Source organism: Legionella sainthelensi (assembly GCF_900637685.1).
Taxonomy (GTDB): Bacteria; Pseudomonadota; Gammaproteobacteria; order Legionellales; family Legionellaceae; genus Legionella; species Legionella sainthelensi.
In genome coordinates this window covers 1,557,322-1,581,026 of sequence record NZ_LR134388.1, presented here as the reverse complement: position 1 = coordinate 1,581,026, position 23,705 = coordinate 1,557,322, and the positions used below count along the sequence as shown (strand labels likewise).

Below are 23,705 nucleotides of genomic sequence, written 5' to 3'. Positions count from 1 at the left end.
ATCATGGCCTATATACAGTCGTTGTTGCGCTTGCTCCCAAATGCAATGGGTATGCGGGATCGACAGCGTCTACACGGATATGTACCGGAAATCGTTTGGCTATTTTAATCCAGTTTTGTGCCGATTGTGTGTGGGGTGAGAGGCCGCCAGACGCACCAGCTGCCCAATATATACGCTCCACATGCCCCGAAAACTCAACTCCCGGATACATACTTAACCTGATTTTAGCTTTATCACCAGGTTTTATAAGACGGATGGCTGTTTCACGATAGAGCGCCTCAATCCAGTAGGATTGAGGCTTGATAATAACCAATACTCTGTCTCCAGGAGATAGATATTGTCCAGGTAGGACCCGAATCTCACCGACGATACCATCTGTAGGAGCCAACAAGGTAGTATGGTCATAATGGTATTGAGCTAGAGCAAGGACTGCCTTAGTCACACTAAGTTCATTTTCAGATGAGGACTGCTTGTTTTTAGCGAGATTATACTGAGCTTTCGCAAGTTCCAGTTCATAAAGGTAGAGAGATTTGTCCAATTCGATGAGTTTGTCGCCTTGTTTGACGGACTGATTGGTTTCCACATAAACTCTTGCAACAGAGCCTGGAACCAGCGCTGATAAATGAGTTATTGCTCCTGCCACAAACGCATCAGAACTGTGTGTATCATAGTAAGTATTATATCGATAACCAGCTATCGCTAAAACAACAATCAACGCGGTTAAGAGTTGGGGCCAAAATTGAAAGTTGAACAGTCGATTGCGAATCATCAGCAGGTTCCTTTTGCCAGATTTTTTTCATGCTTTCTTTCTACAGTTTATATGGCTCAAAATATGAAAACAATACAAGTGGCGATAGAAAACGCCATCTTGAAACGTTCCTTATCTTTATATTTTAATCTACCCAGTCTTTACATTTGAAACAGTAATCTATTTTCTTGATACCTCAATCTCTCAGAGGGCAAAACTGGGTTTTACAAGTACAAGTGATACAATTTCACTGAATACGTCGTTTACGAAACTTACATTTTCAACACAAATTAATTGTTTTCACGATAAAATTACTCAATAAACCATCAAAAGGCACACGCTTATTTTGTATCATCACGACAATATTGAGATGGATAATTCGTGGTTACAACCCAAAATAGCTCATCAATTCTCCTTAAAATTTACAATACTACCATAAAATTTTCCTTGAAAAACAGACCAACATTTGAACTATACAATCAAAATCAACTCAATGATAAATTGATCATTCCCACTATTTGGTCTACCTCCATCCTTTTCGGAATCTATACATTTTATTAATAAAAATCAAAACTACTCCGAGGATTGAATTTATTTATCTATAGCCTCGTGATAAAATCTGCCCCCATTAATTGCGAAGGTGTTCTATAACCACCTTTTACTTTGTTTTTTAGCAAATACTCAGCAATCTTTAGGCTACTGGCTACAGTGAGAGCATAGCCATTAGCAGTTGTAATCCGAACTGTTTTGCTGATGCCGTGTGCGTTTTTTGCTTCACCCCAGACATACGTTAGCTGGCTTTTAAATTGTTCCGTATTAGGCCCCTTTTGCCCAGCAGCTTTCTTTTTAAGAAAATTTTGTATCAGGCTCAAACCTAAAAGCCATCGTATATAATTGGCTCGTTTCAAAATAGATAATCTCTTAGGGCTTATTGGGACATATACTTCAATATTAGGTATGCCTGTAGTGTAAAAAGCCGTACTTATATCTCCCCAAGGAATAGTGGTGGCTAATTTTTCGCCCCTACCAAAGTCAATGAAGCGAGTTTTCCAGGCCAGAGGGACTATTTTTATTTGACCGTTAATGCGAACTTTTCCACCAAGAGCTAAACCTTCTACAGCTGTTTTTGCTGTACCAGGTGACATGGCGGAGTTCGAATCAAATCCCAGAGCCAAATAATTTGCATCAGGAAGCATTTGTTTTAATTGAGCTGCGATACAGTCCGTTGGTGTCACATCAAATCCAACTCCTGGGCAAAGAACAATATTAGACTCCTCTGCTCGCAGATTTTGATTATGGGCGTATTCAAAAGTTGAGATTTCGCCAGTAATGTCGATGTAGTGACTTCCAGACTGAATACATGCTGTTATCATTTGCTGGCTTGTGGCAGAAAAAGGACCTGCGCAATTTAAAACCAATTGAACATTAGAAAGCTGGCTAATTATATTTTTCTGATCACTGAGGTCAAAAACACGGCTATTAAATCCCAGTTCTTTTGCTAATGATAAGAGTGCTTTCTGGTTGCGCCCGGCGAGGATAGGATTAAGTCCTCTAACTTTTGCTTCTCTGGCAATTAATTCCCCAGTATATCCATTTGCTCCGTAAATCATCCAATTATTCATTTCATTATTCCCTTGATTTATCTTCGCGCAGCTTTAGTCCGTATTTCTCTAATCGTTTGGGGAGTGCTTTGTAGCGCCTCTCCTCATTCTCACTGAGCATTGTTGCATGGATAAATAAATGGTGCAAAGCGACGCGTTATAGGAAAATATCGAAGCAATTCTTAAAAGCTGTAACAACATCACCGTGGTGGTAGACGACATGAAAAACTGCCTCCAATTATTCAACCAGGTTTTCAGTAACTCATTTCAAAAAGCGTGAACTTAATGGAACCATTTTTCAAAATCTCTAAAGGCTGTATATCCCGTTTTACACGTGATATACAGCGAATAAGCCAAAGAGTTACTCAAAAAGCATTTCATTGATTTTTAATAATTTCACTCAAGGAACAGTTATGTTCTATTGCTTCTTTAACCCACGATCCAACTTGATGGTGTGCGTCCCTAAAGGGTACTCCCTGCAATACCAATGATTCTAAAAGTGCCGTAGCATCCAAATAGCCACTACTTGCCTTTAATTGCATCACCTTTGTATTAAATTGCAGGCTTTGTAAGAAAGGAATCATAATTTCCAAACAAACACTCAAAGTATTTACAGTATCAAACAAACATTCCTTGTCTTCTTGCATGTCTTTATTATAAGCCAAGGGCAAGCTTTTCATTACGGTCAAAATACCCATTAGATGCCCATAAACACGACCACTTTTTCCCCTGATAAGTTCTAAAACATCAGGATTTTTTTTATTGGGCATTAAAGAAGAGCCTGTAGCAAATGCATCATCAAGTGTGATAAAACCAAATTCTTGTGTCGCCCAGAGAATTAAATCCTCAGATAAACGCGATAAATGCATCATGATTATTGCAGCAACGGAGCAAAATTCAATAATAAAATCTCTATCGCTTACTGCATCTAATGTATTTTGAATAATCCCTGTAAATCCCAACGTTTGCGCTACCCATACTCTGTCGAGAGGTAAAGTGCTTCCTGCCAAAGCCCCTGCTCCTAAAGGAGAATAATTCATCCTTTCATGCCAATCGTTTAAGCGGTCTAAATCTCGATGAAACATTGCTTTATAAGCTGCAAAAAATTGACCTAAATAAATAGGCTGAGCCTGTTGCAAGTGAGTATAACCAGGCATTTTATCCTGAGCATGGTATTTTTCGAGATCTTCTAAAACACAGAGTAGATGATTTAAAAGCTTACTGATATGCATTCCCATATCACGCGAGTATAACCTTAAGTCCAAAGCAACTTGATCATTACGACTGCGACCTGTATGCAGCTTTTTACCTACTTCACCAATTTTAACAATCAATAATTGTTCAACGAGCATATGAATGTCTTCACAAGTCTCATCAAACTCGTGAATTTTATTTTCGAGCTCCTGACCAATTTCTTCCAAAGCGCTACAAATACAGTCTGCTTCACTTTGAGTAATTAGTCCCTGACGAGCAAGCATTTTTGCATGCGTCTGGCTTCCCAATATATCATGCTTAAAAAGTATCTTATCAAAAGGTAATGACGCATTAAAATGCATCACTCTGGGATCCAGTGCTTTCTTAAATCGTCCTCCCCACGTTTTATGACTCATTGCAGCTCTCCTTGCTATTATGTACCTTACCATAGACCTGAGCTGACAGAGAAAATAAATTAATAAACCCTTCAGCATCTTTTTGATTATAAACACTATCCTCTTCAAAAGTAGCTAAAGCTGGATCATGAAGGCTGTAAGGTGAATGCATACTCTCAGGAATTATATTCCCTTTAAATAACTGCAGAGCTACAGTACCTGTAATATGCTGTTGTGTCACATCGATTAAGGCATCCAATGCTTTTTTAGCATGAGAAAACCAACGTCCCTCATAAACAAGATTGGCATAAGTGTGTTGCAAGGATTGTTTTAAATGCAATGTTGATCGATCTAAGCATAAACTTTCTAGCATTTGATGTGCTTTGTAAAGCACTGCCGCCGCAGGAGCTTCGTACACCCCTCTGATTTTCATTCCAACCAATCGATTTTCGACAATATCCGCCACACCTATTCCATGTGCTCCTGCTATTTGGTTTAACTCTTGCAGCAACTTAACTGGCGTTGTTTTTTTAGAATTAAGTGCAACAGGTATACCTTGTTCAAAATCGATGTATACAAGCTCTGAGTGATTAGGCGTATGCTCTAAAGCGGTTGTCATTAACAACAGATCATTCGGTTTAGGGAGTCCTGGATCTTCCAATACACCACCCTCGTGGGAAATATACCAAAGATTATGATCTCGCGAATAAGGAGATTTAGGCGTTACCGGTACTTCTATTCCATGTAATTGGGCGTATTCTATTGCTTCTTGTCTTGACTTTATCGTCCAAATTCGCCATGGAGCAATGATTTTAAGTTCTGGAGCTAGAGCTTTTATCGTATATTCAAAGCGCACCTGATCATTACCCTTACCAGTTGCTCCATGAGCTATTGCATCTGCATTTTCTTGCAAAGCAATTTCAACTAGTTTTTGCGCGATTAAAGGTCGAGAAATAGTACCTAAAACATATTGATTTTCATAAAGTGCTCCTGATTTTACTAAGCGCCATAGATAGTTACTTACAAATTCTTCTTGAACATCCATCACATAGGCTTTTGTAGCACCACTTTTAATTGCCTTTTCCTTAATTGAAGATAAATCCTCATTTTGTCCTAAATCACAAACCATCGCGATAATTTCTGCTTGTTGATAATGCTCCTTAAGCCAGGGAATCATCACTGAAGTATCAAGGCCACCTGAATAAGCAAGAACAATTTTTTTTATGGATTCAGTCATCGTTTACTCCTGATAATATTGTTTTAAATGTGCTATTGGTTCAGCTAATTCTTTAGGTACCACATCTGCTACTAATTGGCCGTCTTTAAGAATAATTAATCGATCAGCCATCTTGCTTAAGAAATCAAGATCATGCGATGCAATGATCATCGTAACTCCTAAGGATTTTACTGAATTTAATAAACTAATCACCTCATCAATTGTTGCCAAATCAAGTCCTGATGTAGGTTCATCACAAAGCAGCAATTGCGGTTTCATCATCAAACTTCGTGCTAAAGCAACGCGCTGTTTTTGTCCACCAGATAACTGTTGAGGATAAACATAGGCCTTATCACTAATACCCAAACTTTTTAAGAACGCATGTGCTTGCTCTTCATGGTTTACGTTTTTATGATGTAATTGTGGTGCGTATACTAAATTTTGCATTACGGTCATATGAGGAAAAAGTTGAAAATCTTGGAACATGAAACCACTTTTACCTACCACTTCAATTGTTCCAGAATCCAATGTTTCTAGTTGTTGGATACAACGTAATAATGTAGATTTCCCACTTCCAGATGGTCCAGCCAAACCAAGAACAGTGTGCGCTTTAACATGAAGGTCTAAATTGTTTAATACCGGTAACTCACCAAAGTACTTACATGCTTTATTAATAATTAACATAAAGCCCCCTTTGCTCTATTTTTTTGCCTAAAGATTCAATTAGGAGAACCAACGCATAGTAATAACAGCCCGCAATACAAAGAGGGATAAAATAAGTAAATTGTTCCGCAGCAACAGACTGTGCTCTACGCATCAAATCCATACCGCCAATGGTCGCAATTAAAGCAGTTTCTTTGAGCAGCGCAATCATTTCATTAATAAATGCAGGCAAAACATTTTTAATTACTTGTGGTAAAACAATATCCTTCCATAAATAAAAATTGGGGATGTGTAATGTTTTTGCCGCTTCAAACTGCCCCTTTGGTAAATGGTCGATCCCTGCTCGTAAAATTTCAGCTATATATGCAGAACTGTTCAAACCAAACGTGATTAACCCTGCCACCATAATATTTGCTTTAATTCCAATTAATGCAGGTACTGCAAAATAAATAAAACTTAGCTGTAAAATTACCGGGGTTCCTCGCATTATCGAAATAAATCCATTAATAAGGGGTTTCATTATTCCTTGATAACGTAATAGCGCCAGCAAAGTCCCCAATAAAGTTCCTATCAACAGCCCCCCAAACAATAGGATTAGTGTCACTAAAATCCCTTCACCAATATAGAAAATGTCTTGATTTAATTCTATCATTGGTCACCCCCGAACCATTTTTTCTTCAGTTGGGATAACTCACCACTTTGATCTAAATCATGTAAAACATTATTGAGTTGCGGCGTTAAAAGTGATCCTTTTTTTAGGGCAATACCATATCCATCTGCTGACTGAGCAATAACAGAAAAAGACAATTTAGGATTTTTTTGGCTGTAAACAGCCCCTTGTACTCCATCGACCAAGACCAAATCCACATGACCTGCTTTTAACGCGGCTATAGTTTGATTGTTATTATCCATCACCAGTATGTTGGCATTAGGCACGTTCTTTTTTAACCAAATTTCCATCGTAGTTCCCAATTGCACGGCTATTTTTTTATCAGTTAATTCTTTTACATCCTTAATGGGTTTTTCTTTTGGAAATACTACCGCCATGCTTTCGAAATAATAAGGGTCTGTAAAATCAAAATTCTTTTGTCGTTGTTGGGTAATCGTAATTGTAGAAATAGCAGCATCAACTTGTCCCAAGCTTAATGCAGGTAAAATACCGCTAAATTGCATCGCATCGAAGTAGGCTTCTTTACCTAATTTTTTAGCGATTAAACGTGCTAGGTCAATGTCAAATCCTTTAATCTCCCCATAATCATTATATTCAAATGGTGGATATTCTGCGGCTACGGCAAAGTGAATTGTTTTTGTGTTTTCATCAGAAGAACCTGCATAGCATAGGGTCATAACACAAATTAAGCTTGCTAAAAAGATAGAGTAAATTATTTTCATTTGAATTTAAATCCAGTTTTTATTCGTTTTTTAAATTTAACAACACCTACTTGTTTTGTCAAGAAATTGTGAATATAATTTCTTAAAAATGACTATATATTCAAAATATCGCGTGAAAGGGAGCGAACTATGAGCCAAGATCCAGCTCTGGATGGACATATATTAAATATTGTGCAGACAGAACAAATTGAAGAACAAATAGATTTACAAAATGCTTTAAAAAAACGAGGTTACACGATTCCTCAAGCAACTTTATCACGCCGACTCAAAAAATTAAAAATTGCGAAAATTGGTGGCACTTATCAAGTTATCGATTTTAATCTACCTAATTTACCTTTGGTTCTGAACCTGCAAATTTCAGAATATGGATTAATAATACTCCATACTCATCCCGGAAACGCAAACAGTCTTGCTTTTTATATTGATAGAAAATATGTTTCTTTTTCACTTCAGAATACACAAAACTCGGGGATTTTAGGGACTATTGCCGGTGATGATACAGTGCTTCTCATCATAAAAAATAAGGAGTTACTGCCTACTGTAGTCCAATTGCTATACGATGAATTTCCTTATTTAAAAAGATAATTGATGAGACATTAGCCACAATTTCATCTTAAGAAACTTAAAAATGAGAAGTCCATTTCTCTGCAGAACCGAGACATTGCCATTGACTTAAAGAATCTTTTCTTATTTCTACATCCCGCAGAAAATAGATTAAAATCATTTTTAATTTAATTTTGTGAGCAGAACTCCGTTCCAGGAACTGATAACCTCTACTTTCTGGCCTCATGGTTTATCCTACGATTACATGAATGAGCTCATCTCACCAGCAATATAATTATATTTGTAAGTTCTTACATCCTAGATATAATAAGATTTCAACGTGCAAGGTACCTAATTTATGACCATCTCAGTAAAAGAGTTAGAGAAGATTTCTCAACTAGCCTATCTCGATACGGATATAGAGCATTCACACAAACTTATCGAAGATATTAATGCCATTATGAACTTTGTCGATCAATTGCGAGCTGTTAATACTGAAGCAGTAGAACCACTTTTTCATCCACTTGCTCTCAATCAAAGCCTAAGACCTGATGTAATTACGGAAGAAACCTGCGTGACTGAATTAGCAGCACTAGCCCCAAAATTTGAAAATGACCTTTATCTAGTACCACAAGTAATAGAACAGAGTAAATAACTATGGAAATCCTATCTATAAAACAATGTGCTCATGCTTTGCGTCAAGGTGAACTTTCTAGCGTTGAATTAACGAAACATTATCTTGCTCAAATTGCAAAACAAAGCGATTTAAATGCCTTTATTAGCCTTGATGAAGAGCATGCTCTAATTGCAGCCCAAAAAGCCGATCAAGAATTAAAAAATGGTCAAGGAAAAGTGCTCACTGGAATTCCAATGGCCCTGAAAGACTTATTTTGTACTAAGAGAATGACAACGACCTGTGCTTCTAAAATGCTTGCTGATTTCCGAGCTCCTTATGAAGCAACTCTGGCGAATAAACTTTTAGAACATGGTTCCATCCTTCTTGGTAAAACCAATATGGATGAATTCGCCATGGGCTCATCCAATGAAAACAGCTACTTCGGTATCGTCAAAAATCCATGGGATAAAGAACGTGTTCCAGGAGGCTCTTCTGGAGGTTCCGCGGCTGCTGTGGCAGCAGGCCTAGTGCCTTTTGCGATAGGATCTGATACCGGTGGTTCGATAAGACAACCTGCTGCTTTATGTGGAATAAGTGGAATAAAACCCACATATGGCCTTATTTCTCGTTATGGAATGATTGCCTATGCATCCAGCCTGGATCAAGCGGGACCTTTGGCCCGAAGTGCTGAAGATCTAGCTCTAGTGCTCCAAGCTATAGCTGGACATGACCCTAAAGACTCAACTTCCGTTGCATCAGCAATTCCTAATTATGATGAAGAACTCAATAAGCCATTGACCAAGCTAAAAATTGGTCTGCCTTCATGTTTCTTTCAACCCCAAGTAGAGCAAGGAGTACAACAAGCAATTCGTAGCGCAGTGAACGTTTTTGAGGGAATGGGGGCAGAAGTTATTGAGTTGGATTTGCAACTACAACCATTATGGGTGCCTTGTTATTATGTGATTGCATGCGCTGAAGCATCATCTAACTTATCGCGTTATGATGGACTGCGTTTTGGTTACCGCAGTGATAAAGCGAAAAATTTAACCGATCTAATTCGCAACACACGAAGTGAAGGATTTGGTATTGAAGTGAAACGCCGTATTCTTACTGGAACTCATGTACTTTCTTCCGGCTATTTTGATGCGTACTACTTACAAGCACAAAAAATTCGTCGTTTAATTCAAGAAGAACTCATTACTACCTTAAAAACGGTCGATATAATTTTAGGACCAACCTCTCCAACATGTGCCTTTAAAATTGGGGAAAAAACTGCAGATCCCATTCAAAATTATCTTGCTGATGTCTTTACTGTAGCTGCTAATCTTGCTGGACTGCCTGCAATTTCCATACCCGCAGGATTTACTCACGGATTGCCCGTAGGACTGCAACTTATGGGCAAGCATTTTAGCGAACACCGTTTACTGCAAGTTGCTCATCATTATCAACAACAGACCAACTGGCACTTAGCCAGTCCAAATCAATAAGGGTGAACTATGGAATGGGATACTGTCATTGGGCTTGAAGTTCATATTCAGCTTAAAACGAAATCTAAGCTTTTTTCTGGCGCATCTACCGCTTTTGGCTCCACTCCTAACTCACAAACATGCTTCATTGATGCAGGACTTCCGGGAGTTCTGCCCGTATTAAACCGAGAAGCGGTAATTATGGCGATTCGATTTGGTTTAGCCATCCAAGCAGAAATCGAGGATCAATCCGTTTTTGAGCGCAAAAATTATTTTTACCCAGACTTGCCCAAAGGATATCAAATCAGTCAATTTCAAAAACCAATTATCAGCAACGGTAAATTAACCGTCGTTTTGGATGATGGCAGCGAAAAAGAAGTTTTAATTGCTCGTGCCCATTTAGAGGAGGATGCGGGTAAATCATTGCATGGCGTGTGTTCTGGTTATAGTGGAATTGATCTGAACCGTGCAGGCACACCATTGTTGGAAATCGTAACAACTCCTTGCTTATCTTCAAGTCATGAAGCGGTTAGCTATCTCAAAAAACTGCACCAATTAGTTCAGTTTTTGGATATTTGTGATGGAAACATGCAAGAAGGTAGTTTTCGCTGTGATGTGAATCTCTCATTAAAACCCAAGGGATCTGTTGCATTAGGAACACGAACAGAATTAAAAAACCTCAACTCTTTTCGCTTTATTGAAAAAGCAATCGCGTATGAACAAGTACGACATATGGATTTATTGGAAAGTGGGCAACAAATAATCCAAGAAACTCGTCTTTATAACCCTGATACTCATACTACTCATGCAATGCGCAGTAAAGAAAATGAAAATGATTATCGTTATTTCCCCGATCCTGATTTATTACCCATTCAAATCCTTCCCTCCCTTATCGCTGAAGTAAAAAATAATTTGCCTGATCTTCCCGATAAAATTCATCTGGAATTAAAAAATATTCCTTCATTAAATGAAAACGACATCAATTTTATTCTTTCCTCGCCAGCTACTTATTATTTTTATAAAGAAATAAAGACACAATGCCATGCCTCTGAAAAAATGATCATCAATTGGTTGAAAGGACAATACGCTGCGGCATTGAATGAAGAAAATCTAGCCTTCGATACACCACGTGTATCGGCAAATCTTATGGCAAATCTACTCAATAAGTTGCAGGATAATATTATTTCTCTAAATAATGCACGCACCATTTTTACATTATTGTGGTCTGGTGAAAAAGATATTGAAGCAATCATTGAACGTGAAGGGTTTCGTCAATCAGATAACACTGCCCTTTGGGAAGATATGATTGTGGCATTAATAAATCAATATCCAGAGCAAGTTGCCGATTATAAAGCAGGAAAAGAAAAATTATTGGCCTTTTTTGTTGGGCAAATAATGAAACAAACCAGGGGAAAAGCAAATCCTGAGCAAATTAATCTTCTTTTGAAGAAACATTTAAAAGGAAATTAATCGCATTTATCGCGGTATTGAAAATTCACTAAATAACTTTGAGGTGTTAAGAATTTAGCATTTTGCTGCTTATTGGATATTTCACTTAACTTAATTCCACTTATGCTCAAACAATGGTGTTTTTCATGACACCATTGGCTGAATGTTTATCAAAAAAAGTTTCATATTTGGTCATTTTGTATTATAATTTTATATCACAATTTTAATGGATAAGGTGATGAAAAGATATCTAGATAAAATTAACGCTCAGGGTCAATACACAGAGTTTCCTGGGGTTACAGTAATTGCAAATGCATCAAAAAGCGACAGTGCTTTTTGGAGTAAAATTCATAATGTTCTTAATTCAAACTTAGTATCTAGCTATTTTGCACCCCTTCCTCCCAAGAGTTATCATATGACCGCAATGGATCTTTATACCGAGATGGCTGATGGAGGCGATAACTGGGGAAAATTTATAACCGAACGATTAAGTGCATTTAGAAAATTATATACTGTTTTAGAGGAAAACAAAATTTATCCTCAGATTAAGCTTAAATCTATTCGTACATCCAGTGTGATCCAGCTTCAAGTTGAAATACCCCAAGAACAAAGAGCAACAATTGAAGCAATTGCAGAATTATTTAATATTGCCCATAAAATTCCTAAAGAGATGCATATTACCCTAGCCTATCAATATAAATTGGTGGCAGGAGCTGATGGAGAAAAACTTAAAAAATATCTTGAAGAAGAAATTCAACGTCTTTTTGATGAGCACCCTTCGATTACACTAGATGCACCTCAATTATCTTATTTCAAAAATATGGAAAAATTTGTGCCTTGGGATGGTAAAAAAAATCCATTCACTCCGAAGCGCTTCACATTATTTCAATGTTTTAGTACCACTGATGAAGGGGATAATGAAGCAAGTGAAGAGTCCAAATTGAAATTAAATTAATTTAGTGTTTAATCTTTTTATATTGCTATCATTTTAAGTTTTTTCAGTCAGACAATAAACTAATTCACTTAATTAAATAAAGGCATTTCATAGATAAAAAATGCCTTTATTTTTTATACTAGTTCGGCTTAGAAAGCACTATATTTTCTGAAGCAATTTGTTGTACGTTTTCATTTTGCTCTATTACTGGTGCTCTGAGCTGTTGAAGTCGTTCTTTAAAACTCAAATTGGCGCTGGCTATATTGTCTTTTTTTGCAAATTTGCCGTCTAATTCTGAAAGTATCTCATGTATTTCTTTGGCCATTTGGTATGATTTTTTTTCTCCACCAGTAAATCCTTTTTTTCCATAGTCCTGTTCTAACTTATTCATGAGTTTCTCAGACATGCTCAGAGCATCTTTTACATTTCCTGTTTTTAACTCCGCTATAATTTCCTCTATTGCTGGTTTTATTTTGTCAACTTTTTCACTTGCAGTTCTATGGCTGGAAAAAAACATTTTGCCAACACTAGTTTCATATTGTTCTGCTTTTTGTGATATATCATTAATAGCTTTTGCCAATAACACTTTATCTTGAAATGATCCTACAAATTTGATGTCTTGGTTCAGTTTCTGTCTTTGTAAAAATTGTGCGTTATATGTTATCGCATCATTTAATGCATCATCAAATGCTTTAGCATTATGATCAAGGAACATTGTGCCCAGATCAAGTTCCGTAAACCCATCCACTCCCGAAAATTCACTACGTACTTCGTCTAACTGTAATGGATAAGTGTACTCATTGAGCGAATGTCCGCCGCTTCCATAAAGCATGGCAGCAATAAATACTCGAGAGTATTTTTCCATTTCTGCTGCTGAATCCGTTATTCCTGATGCATTAGCTCTCTCCCCATTTTGTTGTTCGGCTAAATTTCTTAATTGGCAAAGCATTGTTCCTGAAATCGCGTTAGAAAATGGATGAACTAATCCTGCAAAATTCATTTCAACCCATTTAGCATAATTCCCATCATCTTTATAAGTCGCTTGATCTGAAGGCTTAACAGGTGGTGCTGCACTAGTGGATGTGGCAATATCGTGCTGACCAACAGGCATATAGTTTTTCATCAACCCCATATGCGCGTTAGCAGTAGAATCTTGATCTTGAACAAGTTCTTTTCCTTTCCAATTGTCAGAATAAAGTGGTGCAGTCTTATAAATATCTATAGGTAGCTCTTTAGGTCTTGCTTGTGCATTGGCAACCCCTAATAGAGAACTTTGTACCAACAAAATGATTTTTTCCCTTTGCTCATCATTTAAATCACCATACAATTCTTTGCTTTTAATTTTTGCAATATAATTAGCATACTCTTTGTGAAGTTTAGAGTCTTCTTTATGAATGTCTCCGGAAAACACTCGCATACAATCTTTCGCATCTTTCGATTCTGGATCATTCTTCGTTAGTGCCGCAGTCAGAAGCTCTACTTGCTTTTGTAAAAGTGCTTTGTCAATACCATCAATTTGATTTTTAACAGTTTCATAAGCAAGATGTGTTTCAAAATACCTGCGTGTAGGATCATTATTGATTACTTTTTTATCTCTTGAAACTTCATAAGCTGCTAAACAAGGATCTGACAGATACTTGTTCATCTTACTTAAATCCTCTTCGTTTGGTTCAAATTTACGCGCTTTATTATCCCCTTGACCTATTCTTACCCCAACTAAGTATAGTTTTTTTAACTCAGCTACTTTCTCAGGGTCATTTTTATAATGATCGATTAATAAAAGCATTGCTTGTGAGGGAGAAATAACTTGTTTTTTATGTGAAGGTGGCTCTACACTTTGTATATATTGGACATGTGAATATTGAGATAAATTCTCACTTATTTTTTCTTGATCTTTCTTTGAATGTTTTGAGATTATCCATTGGCCTAATTCACTTTTAGGACCAAAAGCATCATGAACTAATTTTTGACATTCAGGATGTTTTTGAGCAATTTCAATCGCTGCCTGTGCCATATTGTAAGCACCTAAATATTTATCTGTAGTACCAATTTTTTGAGCTTTATATGCCTGAGCCAATTCAATGTAGGCTTGAACCTTATCCTGGGCACTAAAATTTTCATCTATTGGTTTGACGCTTTTTAGCACCAACCAAAGTGCATTCTTATCTGCCTTATATAACTCATCTAAAGTTTTAGCATCAAATTGAGCCGGATCTAATTTTATTTGACTTGATTCCTCATCTAAACCAGAACCAACAGCTTTATGAATATTTTTAGTGCGATCATTATCCACGCCTCCTTTTATAATAAGTTCTTCTTTTGAATTAAGTGCAAAAGTATCTGGATAACATTGAACTAACACAGCTTCCAAGTAAGCTGGAAAATCTTTAACACGAGCTTCACCCGTATTGGTATTTGGTGCGTTTAAATTAAGATTTAAAATTTCTCGCAAGAAAAAAGCTTGTTTTTGTTCAACACTGGATCCGGACTCTTTTTTGGAATATAGAGCTTCCGCTTGATTTGCAACCGTTTTCTCGCCAATCTTTTTTTGCAGTTCAGAGTTTTTAGGTCCTGAACGTTCAAGACATCCAGCAGTCTGTGCGAATAAACTTTCAATAGCTACATTTGGTGTGTTAGGTTCTTGTTGATCAAGATGATAATCAGGTGCTGGATCAGCATCTCTAAATCTTGTTAATTGGTCATTTATCGCTCTAACTACCATTGATACTCTTGGCAAGTTTTGCGCTGGCATAATTGTAAACGTGGTTATATCTCTTGTTTGGGTACCTCTCATTGGATTATTGGGACTGGAGTTAGGATCTAAAGTGGTTCTTGCTTGATTATACACAGCATTTTTTCTTATCAAGGTATCTTCATATTTTTTACATACAGTATTAACTTTTTCTCGGTCATATTCTAAGCTAGCTAGCTGTTCCATCATCTCATAAAATTTTGGATCATTGTATTTTTCATTTAGTCTTTGTATAACTTCCTCTGGACTTGTATTTTTATCTGTAATTAATGGATGACTCTGATTCAATTCATCGTACAATCGAACCAAATTGTCAATTTTTTCAACATATCTGTCGATAATTTTTTGTTCCTTCTCATTTAGTGAGCTGTTTCCTGATAAAGTTATTAATAAATTTTTCACATGCTGCATATCAGCACTAAATTTTTCTTGGACTAGAACAGCCTCTTTTACAGCATTAATAATACCTGCAGACAAATGATCTTTTGTACCCGCTTTTTTCAGTTGCTCCTCCCCCCATTCATTAGCGAGTATTAATTTTGCATCCAGTTTTTCTTGTATTTTTTTATTTTCTAAAATCGGAGAATAATTTTTTAATTTCTTTGGCATATTAAGGCTCCCAGAACATACAGCTTCTCCTCTAATTATGGTGTATAAATATTAAGCGTTTATTATCAAATACAGATCTTAATGAATATTAAAAACACAAGAGCACTCGCAGGGAAAAATTGCTTGATTTGTCTGATTTAATTTATGATAAGCTTCATGAAATAGCATAAGGATTGCTAAATGGAGCGACATCGAATTGATAAAATAGGTATTGTAGTTTTAATTGCTTTAGCTACGAGAATAAGTTATGCGGGCTCTCCCGTCTGAACATTCACACCGGATGCCAATTTTCCCCCGGCAGTAACAGTCGGCAAAGCGAATACTGCCACGATTAAGTAACCTATTCCCATAACCGATGGACAATTAAACCCCGGAGGAGATGGATTAGTAGCATTCGTTAGTATGGCAAAACCCAAAGACGCTTAATTATGCTTAGTTTTTTGCAACCGGGTTTGTATCAACCGTGTTGCAAAAAACCAAGGATCAAACCAATAAATTTGAGTAATACCACCCCAGCCCCAATAATTTCTTTATAGTGAGCAATTTGCTTGAAATAATAAAAATTTGATACTAAGTATTATTAATCACATCACAATAAATTGAGAAAAAACAAGTAACCAACCGACTGAAATAATTAATTTTGCGGAAAGAAATTCTGTGTCTCTTTAATATGGATCAGTATTAATTTGGGAGAAGTTAATATGGCTAAAAAGATGCAAGGGAAGCCAATATGGGATAGAGTCGCCTTCTTATTTCAGGGAGGAGGAGCTTTAGGAGCTTTTCAAGTTGGCGTTTTTGACGCCTTACAACAAGCAGGATACCATTTTGATTGGGTGAGTGGCATATCAATTGGCGCAATTAATGCGGCTATTGTTTCAGGAAATAAACCAGAAGATCGGGTGAAGAAACTCAAAGAGTTTTGGCAAATAATTAGCTCCCCTGAATCCTTGAATTGGTGGCATCATTTGGGTTCAGAAGAAATCCTAAGGAAATTGTATAATCAATGGCACGCTCATGCAACGTTACTCTTGGGGCAACCTGGTTTTTTTCAGCCACGCATGATATCCCCTCATTTTCTCCATCAAGCGCTCCCCGAGGAGATCAGCTTTTATGACACCTCCATGCTTCGTACTACGTTGGAACATCTAATCGATTTCGATCTTTTAAACAGTGGTAAAACTCGCCTCACTCTATCTGCAGTAAGAGTAGATAATGGGCAAGAAGTCCATTTTGATACAAAAAACCAAAAGATATATCCCGAGCATATTATGGCTAGTGGTGCTTTACCACCGGGATTTCCTGCAGTAAAAATTGATGGGGAATATTATTGGGATGGTGGGATTGTCAATAACACACCAATTGAAGTAATTTTGAATGATTTACCACGCAAAAATACTTTGTGCTTCATGGTGCACTTATTTGATCCGGATGGAGACTTGCCCTCTAATCTAGACCAAGTCTTATTAAGGCATAAAGATATTAGTTATGCGAGCAATTATAAACGCGTAATAAAATCCTTTAGTGAAGCTCACGAAATGCGGCATGCAATTTCTGCTCTTTATGATATGCTTCCAGATAAAATAAAAGAAGAGCCCCATGCTCGACAATTAAGAGCACTAGGCTGTAAATCGACAATGCTGATGGTACGTTTTCATCGCCATCATACATCAACTGATCTCTCTTCCAAAGACTATGCCTTTTCACCCGCAGCAATACGCGAAGGTATTGAAATGGGGTACGAGCAAGCAGCAATGGCCCTTAAAAAATCCCCTTGGCTTAAATCGATACCCAAAGATGTAGGAGCGGTTTTATACGATATGCATTTGCACGATGAGTCACTGGCTCATCATAGGTGAAATCACAACTATATTTGATTAGCATATTATTTAATAAGGAGTTAGCCATGAAGGATTTCCGTTGGATTTGGCAAGGGGCTGTTGCAGGAATCATTGCAGGTATTGTGTTTGCATTTTTTCTTGTTCATGCGGGTATGCTCGAGACATTAGGAAATATCATCAACCTTCCTACTGTGACAGGTGGTTTATTAGTTCATGCTGTCGTAAGTATAGGGGGTGGTATCGCATTTGCTTTAATTTTAGGATGGTTAATTAACTCCTGGATTTCGGCTATAGGTCTTGGTGTACTATTCGGTTTTGCTTTATGGGTAGGAGGTCCTATGACGCTACTGCCTGCACTTTCTTCAGGCGCATCTTTGTTTGCCAAATGGACTGCTGAAGGCATCAAACAAAACATACCTGCGTTGGTAGGACATATTGTATATGGTGTTGTCTTGGGCATTAGCTATTTTATACTGAAACAAAAAGCTAAGTAAGTGACAGAAATTTGGTAACCATGGAGTATTAATTAAGGATAAATTAAAATGAGTCAAGAATTACATCATATCGTAGTTGTCGGTGGAGGAGCTGGTGGAGTTGAGTTAGTTACTCGTTTAGGTAAGGATTTAGGCAAAAAAGGACTAGCAAACATTACTCTTGTGGATAAGCAAGAAATCCATATATGGAAACCGTTATTGCATGAGGTAGCTGCAGGTTCACTCGACTCCAACATGGATCAGCTTAATTTTTATTCTCATTCAGTATCACATCACTACAACTACCAACCAGGCGCTATGATAGGCTTGGATCGTAAGGAAAAAATCATTCATATTGCTGCTCTTGTAGATGAAGAACAAAATATTATCGTGCCTGAACGAACCTTAAAATACGATACATTAGTGATTGCCGTAGGAAGCCAAAGCAATGATTTCAATACTCCTGGAGTTAAAGAGCATTGCTTAAGCATTGACAATCTTGATCAAGCAAATCATTTTCAAAAAAAATATGTAGATAAATTATTATCCCTACAATATGCTCCTGAGGGAGAAGCCCCGTCAGATTTTAATATTATAATTATTGGCGGAGGAGCCACCGGTATCGAATTAGGTGCAGAATTACTCCACACCCTCAATCAAACTGAAAAATATCAATTTAATCATATGGTTAGAAAATTAGCGAAAATTACTATCATTGAGGGAGCTCCTCGGATTTTACCAGTCCTTCCTGAGTTACTTTCTGCTTCAACTACTAAAAAATTACGAGAATTAGGAATTGAAATTTTAACAAATGAAATTGTAAGTCAAATTGATCGTGAAGGAATTCACACTAAAAGTGGGAAAACTTTACCTGCAAGTATCTGCGTGTGGGCTGCTGGAGTTAAAGCTCCTGAGTTTTTATCTACCTTAGACGGATTAGCCGTAGATAATTTAAATAGAATAATGATCAATTCAAAACTACAAACCACGAATGACGCACATATTTTCGCGATTGGCGATTGTGCTCAAGTACTAGATGTTGCTACTGGGAAACCCGTACCACCACGAGCACAAGCGGCTCACCAGCAAGCTCAGCTCCTGGCAAAATCATTGAAGAATAAATTGAGTAATAAGGAGCTACTTGATTTTAAATATGAAGATCGAGGTTCTTTAATTGCACTAAGTTGTTATGGAGCCTATGGTGATATTTCAGGTATGGGCAAAGTACGTTACTTTCTAGGGGGCAAAGTTGCTCAACTTGCTTATCGTTCATTATATTTAATGCATTTATCCGTATTGTATGGGATATGGTGTTCATTTTTACTCCGAATAGCGAATAGGATGCTAAGCCGTGCACGACCAAAATTAAAATTACACATTAGCAAACACTGAAAAATGAGAACTTACATTTTATATTTGAAGATAGAACATTTGAAATAAGAAGAGTCGGTCGATAAGCCGGGTTCTGTCGTGGACAATCATTCATCTGGGACGTGTGTCACCACACGCCTCAAGCAACCTACCCGAATCCCGTGTGGGCCACACGTATTAGCCATTATAGCTAAATGGATTCCTATTTGGTCTTGCTCCGAGTGGGGTTTTCCCTGCCACGACTGTTACCAATCGCGCGGTGCGCTCTTACCGCACCATTTCACCCTTACCTATAATAGGCGGTATATTTTCTGTGGCACTTTCCGTAGACTTACATCTCCCAGGCGTTACCTGGCACTCTGCCCTTTGGAGCCCGGACTTTCCTCCCTTTGCATCAGCAAAGAGCGATTGCCTGACCAACTCTGTTATCAATAGTAGCAGAGTGCCTACCGAAAGACCACTGTTTGGGGGTAATAAATTGAAAAATGCTATTGAGAGTTTTAGGTTAAATTAATTAGAAATCACGAGTTCCAATAAATTCATCGTCAAAATAGCGCTTCAACTTAGTACGTAAAGTTCCACGACTTACCCCAAGAACACGTGCTGCTTTTGATTGATTGTAGCGAGTTAATTCCATAACAGTTCGAAATAAAGGTGCTTCGACTTCTTCAACGATCAATTGATATAAATTCAAATTAGAATCTTTATTGTTAACACTCGTCAAATACCCCTTAACAGCACGAATTACTTGATGTGAAAGTGCTTCGCTGCTTTGCACCATTGTTTCTGTGCTCATTTAAGTCTCCTAGTACAAATTAATAAGTAAAATTATGCCCAGTACACACACTCACCGAACACCATGGTCTATATAGTATCAAACATCTCAAAGAGTGTAAATATTGTTTTAATGATATTCATTTATTAAGGAAATATTAAGTTAAAAAATTCTACCATTTTAACTGTTAAATGGACAAGGTGAATTTATTAATTAATTAAATTGCTGCATTTTGTGGTTCGCTCAGTGACATAAATATAAGTACAACAAGCACCCTCGAAATATATTTTTGTCACACACTTAAATATTCTGCGGCAGCATAGACAGGTCTTGTGAATCGGATTAATGCTTGAAGTTCTATGCTCATTCAAAAAGATCGAACAAAGCGCGCTGTCGCGCGCAAAGTCGTTAGGTTTTGTATCATTTCTGAGAAGTATGGGGATGTATCAAAACTTCAGAGATATTATTTCCTCGTCTTATTTCAAAGCAGGAGAAATGGTTTGCAATAAAGATTTAAATACCTTAGGAGTTCCTGCAACAATATCCCCATATTTAATAAAATCATCTCCTCCTTGTAAATCGCTAATCAACCCACCCGCTTCTCTGATTAATAGTGAGCCTGCAGCAATATCCCATGGGCGTAAACCAATCTCCCAAAAACCATCCAATCGTCCACTAGCTACATACGCTAAATCAAGAGCAGCAGATCCTGTTCTTCTTATACCAGCACACTTACCCAATAATGCTCCTAATGTAGGTAAATATCTCTGCGCCACATGAACATCTCGGGATGGAAATCCTGTTCCTAGTAATGCGGCCATCAGTTGAGTTTGTTTCGAAACACGAATTCTTCGGTCATTTAATCGAGCTCCTCGCCCGCGACTGGCAGCAAAACACTCATGCCGTAATGGATCATAAATTACTCCATGCTCTATTCTTCCTTTAATCTGTACCCCAATAGAAACTGAAAAAAAGGGGAACCCATGTAAATAATTCGATGTTCCATCCAAGGGGTCAATAATCCAAACTGTTTCTCCATCCCCTTCTTTTATACCGCTTTCTTCAGCTAAAATTCCATGCTCTGGATATGCTTTATGAATGGTATTAATAATGGCCTGCTCGGCTTTAATGTCTACTTCGCTAAAATATTCATGGTTATTTTTAGCGGTAATTTTAAGACGGTCCACTTGCTCCATATGACGAATTATTATATCACCGGCTTGTCGTGCTGCATTAACTGCTATATTTAAAAGTGGTTCCATGAATATACTCTATGTAATCTACAAAGTTGGCGATTCTATCATACTTTTTTTGCACAAAGAGAGTTAAATGTTATGATCGCATGATCGAAATGCATTAATTACTATTTTTTATGACTCTAAATTCTATTCGCATCATTTTAGTAGCAACCTCTCATCCAGGTAATATAGGCTCTACAGCTCGAGCAATGAAGACTATGGGGTTAAAATCTCTTTATTTAGTTAAACCCAAATCTTTTCCTGATCTGCGCGCCCAAGAAATGGCTGCGGGAGCAGATGATCTTCTGAGAAGTGCCGTAGTTACAGAATCATTAGACCAGGCATTGGTGGGATGTCAACTCATTTTAGGTACCAGCGCAAGACCTAGAGGAATTTCTTTGCCAGGTTTAACTCCCTCATCTTGTGCTGATTTAGTCAATCAACAAGCAGATAACACTCAAATTGGTATTGTATTTGGGCGTGAACATGCGGGTCTTACTAATGAAGAACTGCTAAAATGTCATTATCATATAAATATTCCAAGTAATCCTGAGTACAGTTCGCTGAATTTAGCTCAAGCCGTACAAATCATTGCATATGAATTGCGTATGAAATTGTTAGCACCTAAAGCAGAAGTAGCGTTACGACAAGATGAATATGCAACCGCAGAAGATATCGAACTGTTTTATGAACATCTCAAAGAGGTTTTTATTAAAATTCAATTTTTAAAAACGTCTAATCCACGACGTTTAATGCAACGTGTCCGACGATTGTTTAATCGCGTGAGCTTAGAGAAAATGGAAGTGAACCTTTTAAGAGGAATGTTAAGCCAAGTCCAAAAATCAATTGAATGGGCAAATAAAAGAGGCAGGAGTGAACACGATCATTAAAAAACCAATTTATTTTGATTACATGGCGACAACACCTGTTGATCCACGTGTTGTAGCGCGTATGCTCTGCTATTTAGGACCTGATGGAGATTATGGTAACCCTTCATCAGCTACTCATGAATATGGTAGAACCGCGGCACGTGCTGTAGAACATGCCCGCACACAAATTGCAGAAACAATTCACGCCTTACCTCAAGACATTGTTTTTACATCAGGGGCAACTGAAGCAAATAATTTAGCAATAATTGGCGCCGCCCAATTTTACCAAAATAAAGGAAAACACCTCATTACAATGAGTACAGAACATAAAGCCGTACTCGATAGTTTTAACCGCCTAGAAAAGGATGGTTTTGAAGTAACCTATCTTAAGCCAAAAACCAATGGTTTATTAGATCTTGAACAATTAGCCCAAACATTAAGGCCCGATACCATTTTAGTATCTATTATGCATGTAAATAATGAAATTGGAGTTATACAGGATATAGAGGCTATAGGCTCATTATTACGCCACAAAGGAATTATTTTTCATGTGGATGCAGCACAAAGTGCGGGAAAACTTCCCATAAATTTAACCCAGTTGTCTGTAGATTTAATGGCATTTTCAGCACATAAAAATTATGGGCCAAAAGGTATCGGTGCATTGTATGTCAGACATAAACCTAGAATTCGTCTTCAACCCCAAAGTTTTGGAGGGGGGCATGAAGGAGGACTGCGCTCAGGAACATTAGCAACCCATCAAATCGTCGGTATGGGAGAAGCATTTGCATTAACTGAACTCTTGCGTCAAGAAGAACAGGCACGTATCTTAAGTTATAGTAAACGCTTATGGGACGGTATAAAGCATTTACCTGGTATCCAGCTTAATGGTGATGCACATCAACGAATTGCTGGAAATTTGAATATGAGCTTTGCGGGCTTGGATGGTGACTCGTTACTTTTAGCATTAAATGAATTAGCAGTTTCTACTACATCAGCATGCAGCTCTGCAAGCATCCAACCCTCTTATGTGCTTAAGGCATTAGGATTAAGTGATGATCTTGCACAAAGTACAGTGAGGTTAACCATTGGGCGTTTTACTAAAGAAGAAGAAATTGAATATGCAATTAATATAATTCGTACTGAAGTCACTCGATTACACGAAATATCACCATCATGATGTATAATAAAATAGTGCAAGATTACTTTTTTTTACCAAAACATGTAGGTGTCATTGATCTCAATCATGCTCTTACTGTAATGGTAAAAAATAGTCAAAAAAATCAGGGAATAATTGAGTTATACCTGCAATGCGACTCAGAGGGTAAAATTCTGCGTGCTTGTTTTAAAACCAATGGAAATCCATACGTGATTGCAGGTCTGGAATGGTTATGCAGGCAATTAGAAGGAAAGGCTATAGATAATGTACCACAGATTGATCATTTGCTAATTATTAAAAACTTGGATATACCTATTGCCCAATACCCTATAGCATTAAGAATCCTAGATATTTATAAAGAAGTCATGCTTTTAATAAAAAATAAACCTCTTACATAGCCAGTAAAT

21 protein-coding genes and 1 other RNA gene are annotated in these 23,705 nt (G+C 37.4%); 11 read left to right on the top strand and 11 right to left on the bottom strand.

Annotated features, from left to right (window positions below; all coding sequences use genetic code 11):
- Position 1: 1 nt before the first annotated feature.
- The 7 genes from EL220_RS07035 to EL220_RS07005 all read right to left on the bottom strand — a co-directional run bounded on the left by EL220_RS07035 (position 2) and on the right by EL220_RS07005 (position 7,209).
- Positions 2–769 carry an HlyD family secretion protein gene (locus EL220_RS07035; protein WP_027270145.1) on the bottom strand — a complete coding sequence of 256 codons (768 nt, stop codon included), beginning with the start codon at positions 767–769 and terminating at the stop codon, positions 2–4.
- A gap of 578 nt (positions 770–1,347) precedes the next feature.
- The gene (locus EL220_RS07030) at positions 1,348–2,370 is read right to left on the bottom strand and encodes a saccharopine dehydrogenase family protein (protein WP_027270146.1); all 1,023 of its coding nucleotides are present in this window, start codon (positions 2,368–2,370) and stop codon (positions 1,348–1,350) included.
- Between the two features lie 356 nt (positions 2,371–2,726).
- The gene (gene argH, locus EL220_RS07025; RefSeq protein WP_027270147.1) at positions 2,727–3,959 is read right to left on the bottom strand and encodes an argininosuccinate lyase; all 1,233 of its coding nucleotides are present in this window, start codon (positions 3,957–3,959) and stop codon (positions 2,727–2,729) included.
- Complete coding sequence (locus EL220_RS07020) at positions 3,949–5,175, bottom strand: argininosuccinate synthase (protein ID WP_027270148.1); 1,227 nt, start codon at positions 5,173–5,175, stop codon at positions 3,949–3,951. Before EL220_RS07020 ends, argH begins: the two co-directional genes overlap by 11 nt.
- A 3-nt stretch (positions 5,176–5,178) precedes the next feature.
- Complete coding sequence (locus EL220_RS07015) at positions 5,179–5,838, bottom strand: amino acid ABC transporter ATP-binding protein (protein ID WP_027270149.1); 660 nt, start codon at positions 5,836–5,838, stop codon at positions 5,179–5,181.
- The gene (locus tag EL220_RS07010) at positions 5,825–6,469 is read right to left on the bottom strand and encodes an amino acid ABC transporter permease (RefSeq protein ID WP_027270150.1); all 645 of its coding nucleotides are present in this window, start codon (positions 6,467–6,469) and stop codon (positions 5,825–5,827) included. Before EL220_RS07010 ends, EL220_RS07015 begins: the two co-directional genes overlap by 14 nt.
- Positions 6,466–7,209, bottom strand: a complete 744-nt coding sequence (locus EL220_RS07005) for a substrate-binding periplasmic protein (protein ID WP_027270151.1) — start codon at positions 7,207–7,209, stop codon at positions 6,466–6,468. The genes EL220_RS07010 and EL220_RS07005 overlap by 4 nt, the downstream gene beginning before the upstream one ends.
- A gap of 129 nt (positions 7,210–7,338) precedes the next feature.
- Here EL220_RS07005 and EL220_RS07000 point away from each other — a divergent pair, with 129 nt between their 5' ends.
- The 5 genes from EL220_RS07000 to EL220_RS06980 all read left to right on the top strand — a co-directional run bounded on the left by EL220_RS07000 (position 7,339) and on the right by EL220_RS06980 (position 12,238).
- Positions 7,339–7,794: an arginine repressor gene (locus tag EL220_RS07000; RefSeq protein ID WP_027270152.1), complete on the top strand. Its 456-nt coding sequence runs from the start codon at positions 7,339–7,341 to the stop codon at positions 7,792–7,794.
- Between the two features lie 316 nt (positions 7,795–8,110).
- On the top strand, positions 8,111–8,407 hold the full coding sequence (gene gatC, locus EL220_RS06995; RefSeq protein ID WP_027270153.1) for an Asp-tRNA(Asn)/Glu-tRNA(Gln) amidotransferase subunit GatC: 297 nt from the start codon (positions 8,111–8,113) through the stop codon (positions 8,405–8,407).
- 2 nt (positions 8,408–8,409) lie between these two features.
- Positions 8,410–9,855 (top strand): Asp-tRNA(Asn)/Glu-tRNA(Gln) amidotransferase subunit GatA, encoded by a 1,446-nt coding sequence (gene gatA / locus EL220_RS06990; protein ID WP_027270154.1) that lies wholly within the window; start codon positions 8,410–8,412, stop codon positions 9,853–9,855.
- A 9-nt stretch (positions 9,856–9,864) separates the two neighbouring features.
- Positions 9,865–11,304, top strand: a complete 1,440-nt coding sequence (gatB, locus tag EL220_RS06985) for an Asp-tRNA(Asn)/Glu-tRNA(Gln) amidotransferase subunit GatB (protein ID WP_027270155.1) — start codon at positions 9,865–9,867, stop codon at positions 11,302–11,304.
- A 217-nt stretch (positions 11,305–11,521) separates the two neighbouring features.
- Positions 11,522–12,238: a DUF1868 domain-containing protein gene (locus tag EL220_RS06980; protein ID WP_027270156.1), complete on the top strand. Its 717-nt coding sequence runs from the start codon at positions 11,522–11,524 to the stop codon at positions 12,236–12,238.
- Between the two features lie 118 nt (positions 12,239–12,356).
- Here the strand turns inward: EL220_RS06980 and EL220_RS18150 are convergent, their stop codons facing one another.
- A complete protein-coding gene (locus tag EL220_RS18150; RefSeq protein WP_162162562.1) occupies positions 12,357–15,371 on the bottom strand; it encodes a hypothetical protein in 3,015 nt (1,004 codons plus the stop codon).
- A 908-nt stretch (positions 15,372–16,279) separates the two neighbouring features.
- Between EL220_RS18150 and EL220_RS06970 the strand changes: the two genes are divergently transcribed.
- The 3 genes from EL220_RS06970 to EL220_RS06960 are packed head-to-tail and all read left to right on the top strand — an operon-like array spanning position 16,280 to position 19,281.
- Positions 16,280–17,434, top strand: a complete 1,155-nt coding sequence (locus EL220_RS06970) for a patatin-like phospholipase family protein (RefSeq protein ID WP_027270157.1) — start codon at positions 16,280–16,282, stop codon at positions 17,432–17,434.
- A 47-nt stretch (positions 17,435–17,481) separates the two neighbouring features.
- Entirely contained in the window at positions 17,482–17,910 is a 429-nt protein-coding gene (locus tag EL220_RS06965; RefSeq protein WP_027270158.1) for a hypothetical protein, read from the top strand.
- A gap of 48 nt (positions 17,911–17,958) precedes the next feature.
- Positions 17,959–19,281: an NAD(P)/FAD-dependent oxidoreductase gene (locus EL220_RS06960; RefSeq protein ID WP_027270159.1), complete on the top strand. Its 1,323-nt coding sequence runs from the start codon at positions 17,959–17,961 to the stop codon at positions 19,279–19,281.
- Positions 19,282–19,327: 46 nt separating this feature from the next.
- Here the strand turns inward: EL220_RS06960 and rnpB are convergent.
- The 3 genes from rnpB to EL220_RS06945 form a co-directional block, all read right to left on the bottom strand.
- An RNA gene (rnpB, locus tag EL220_RS06955) (RNase P RNA component class A) lies at positions 19,328–19,684 on the bottom strand.
- Between the two features lie 90 nt (positions 19,685–19,774).
- A complete protein-coding gene (locus EL220_RS06950) occupies positions 19,775–20,056 on the bottom strand; it encodes a helix-turn-helix domain-containing protein (RefSeq protein WP_003636152.1) in 282 nt (93 codons plus the stop codon).
- Positions 20,057–20,511: 455 nt separating this feature from the next.
- Complete coding sequence (locus EL220_RS06945; protein ID WP_027270160.1) at positions 20,512–21,297, bottom strand: inositol monophosphatase family protein; 786 nt, start codon at positions 21,295–21,297, stop codon at positions 20,512–20,514.
- Positions 21,298–21,407: 110 nt separating this feature from the next.
- Between EL220_RS06945 and trmJ the strand changes: the two genes are divergently transcribed.
- The 3 genes from trmJ to EL220_RS06930 are packed head-to-tail and all read left to right on the top strand — an operon-like array spanning position 21,408 to position 23,696.
- The gene (gene trmJ / locus EL220_RS06940) at positions 21,408–22,163 is read left to right on the top strand and encodes a tRNA (cytosine(32)/uridine(32)-2'-O)-methyltransferase TrmJ (RefSeq protein ID WP_027270161.1); all 756 of its coding nucleotides are present in this window, start codon (positions 21,408–21,410) and stop codon (positions 22,161–22,163) included.
- 22 nt (positions 22,164–22,185) lie between these two features.
- Entirely contained in the window at positions 22,186–23,319 is a 1,134-nt protein-coding gene (locus EL220_RS06935; protein WP_051544710.1) for an IscS subfamily cysteine desulfurase, read from the top strand.
- Positions 23,316–23,696, top strand: a complete 381-nt coding sequence (locus EL220_RS06930; protein WP_027270163.1) for an iron-sulfur cluster assembly scaffold protein — start codon at positions 23,316–23,318, stop codon at positions 23,694–23,696. Before EL220_RS06935 ends, EL220_RS06930 begins: the two co-directional genes overlap by 4 nt.
- Positions 23,697–23,705 lie beyond the last annotated feature (9 nt).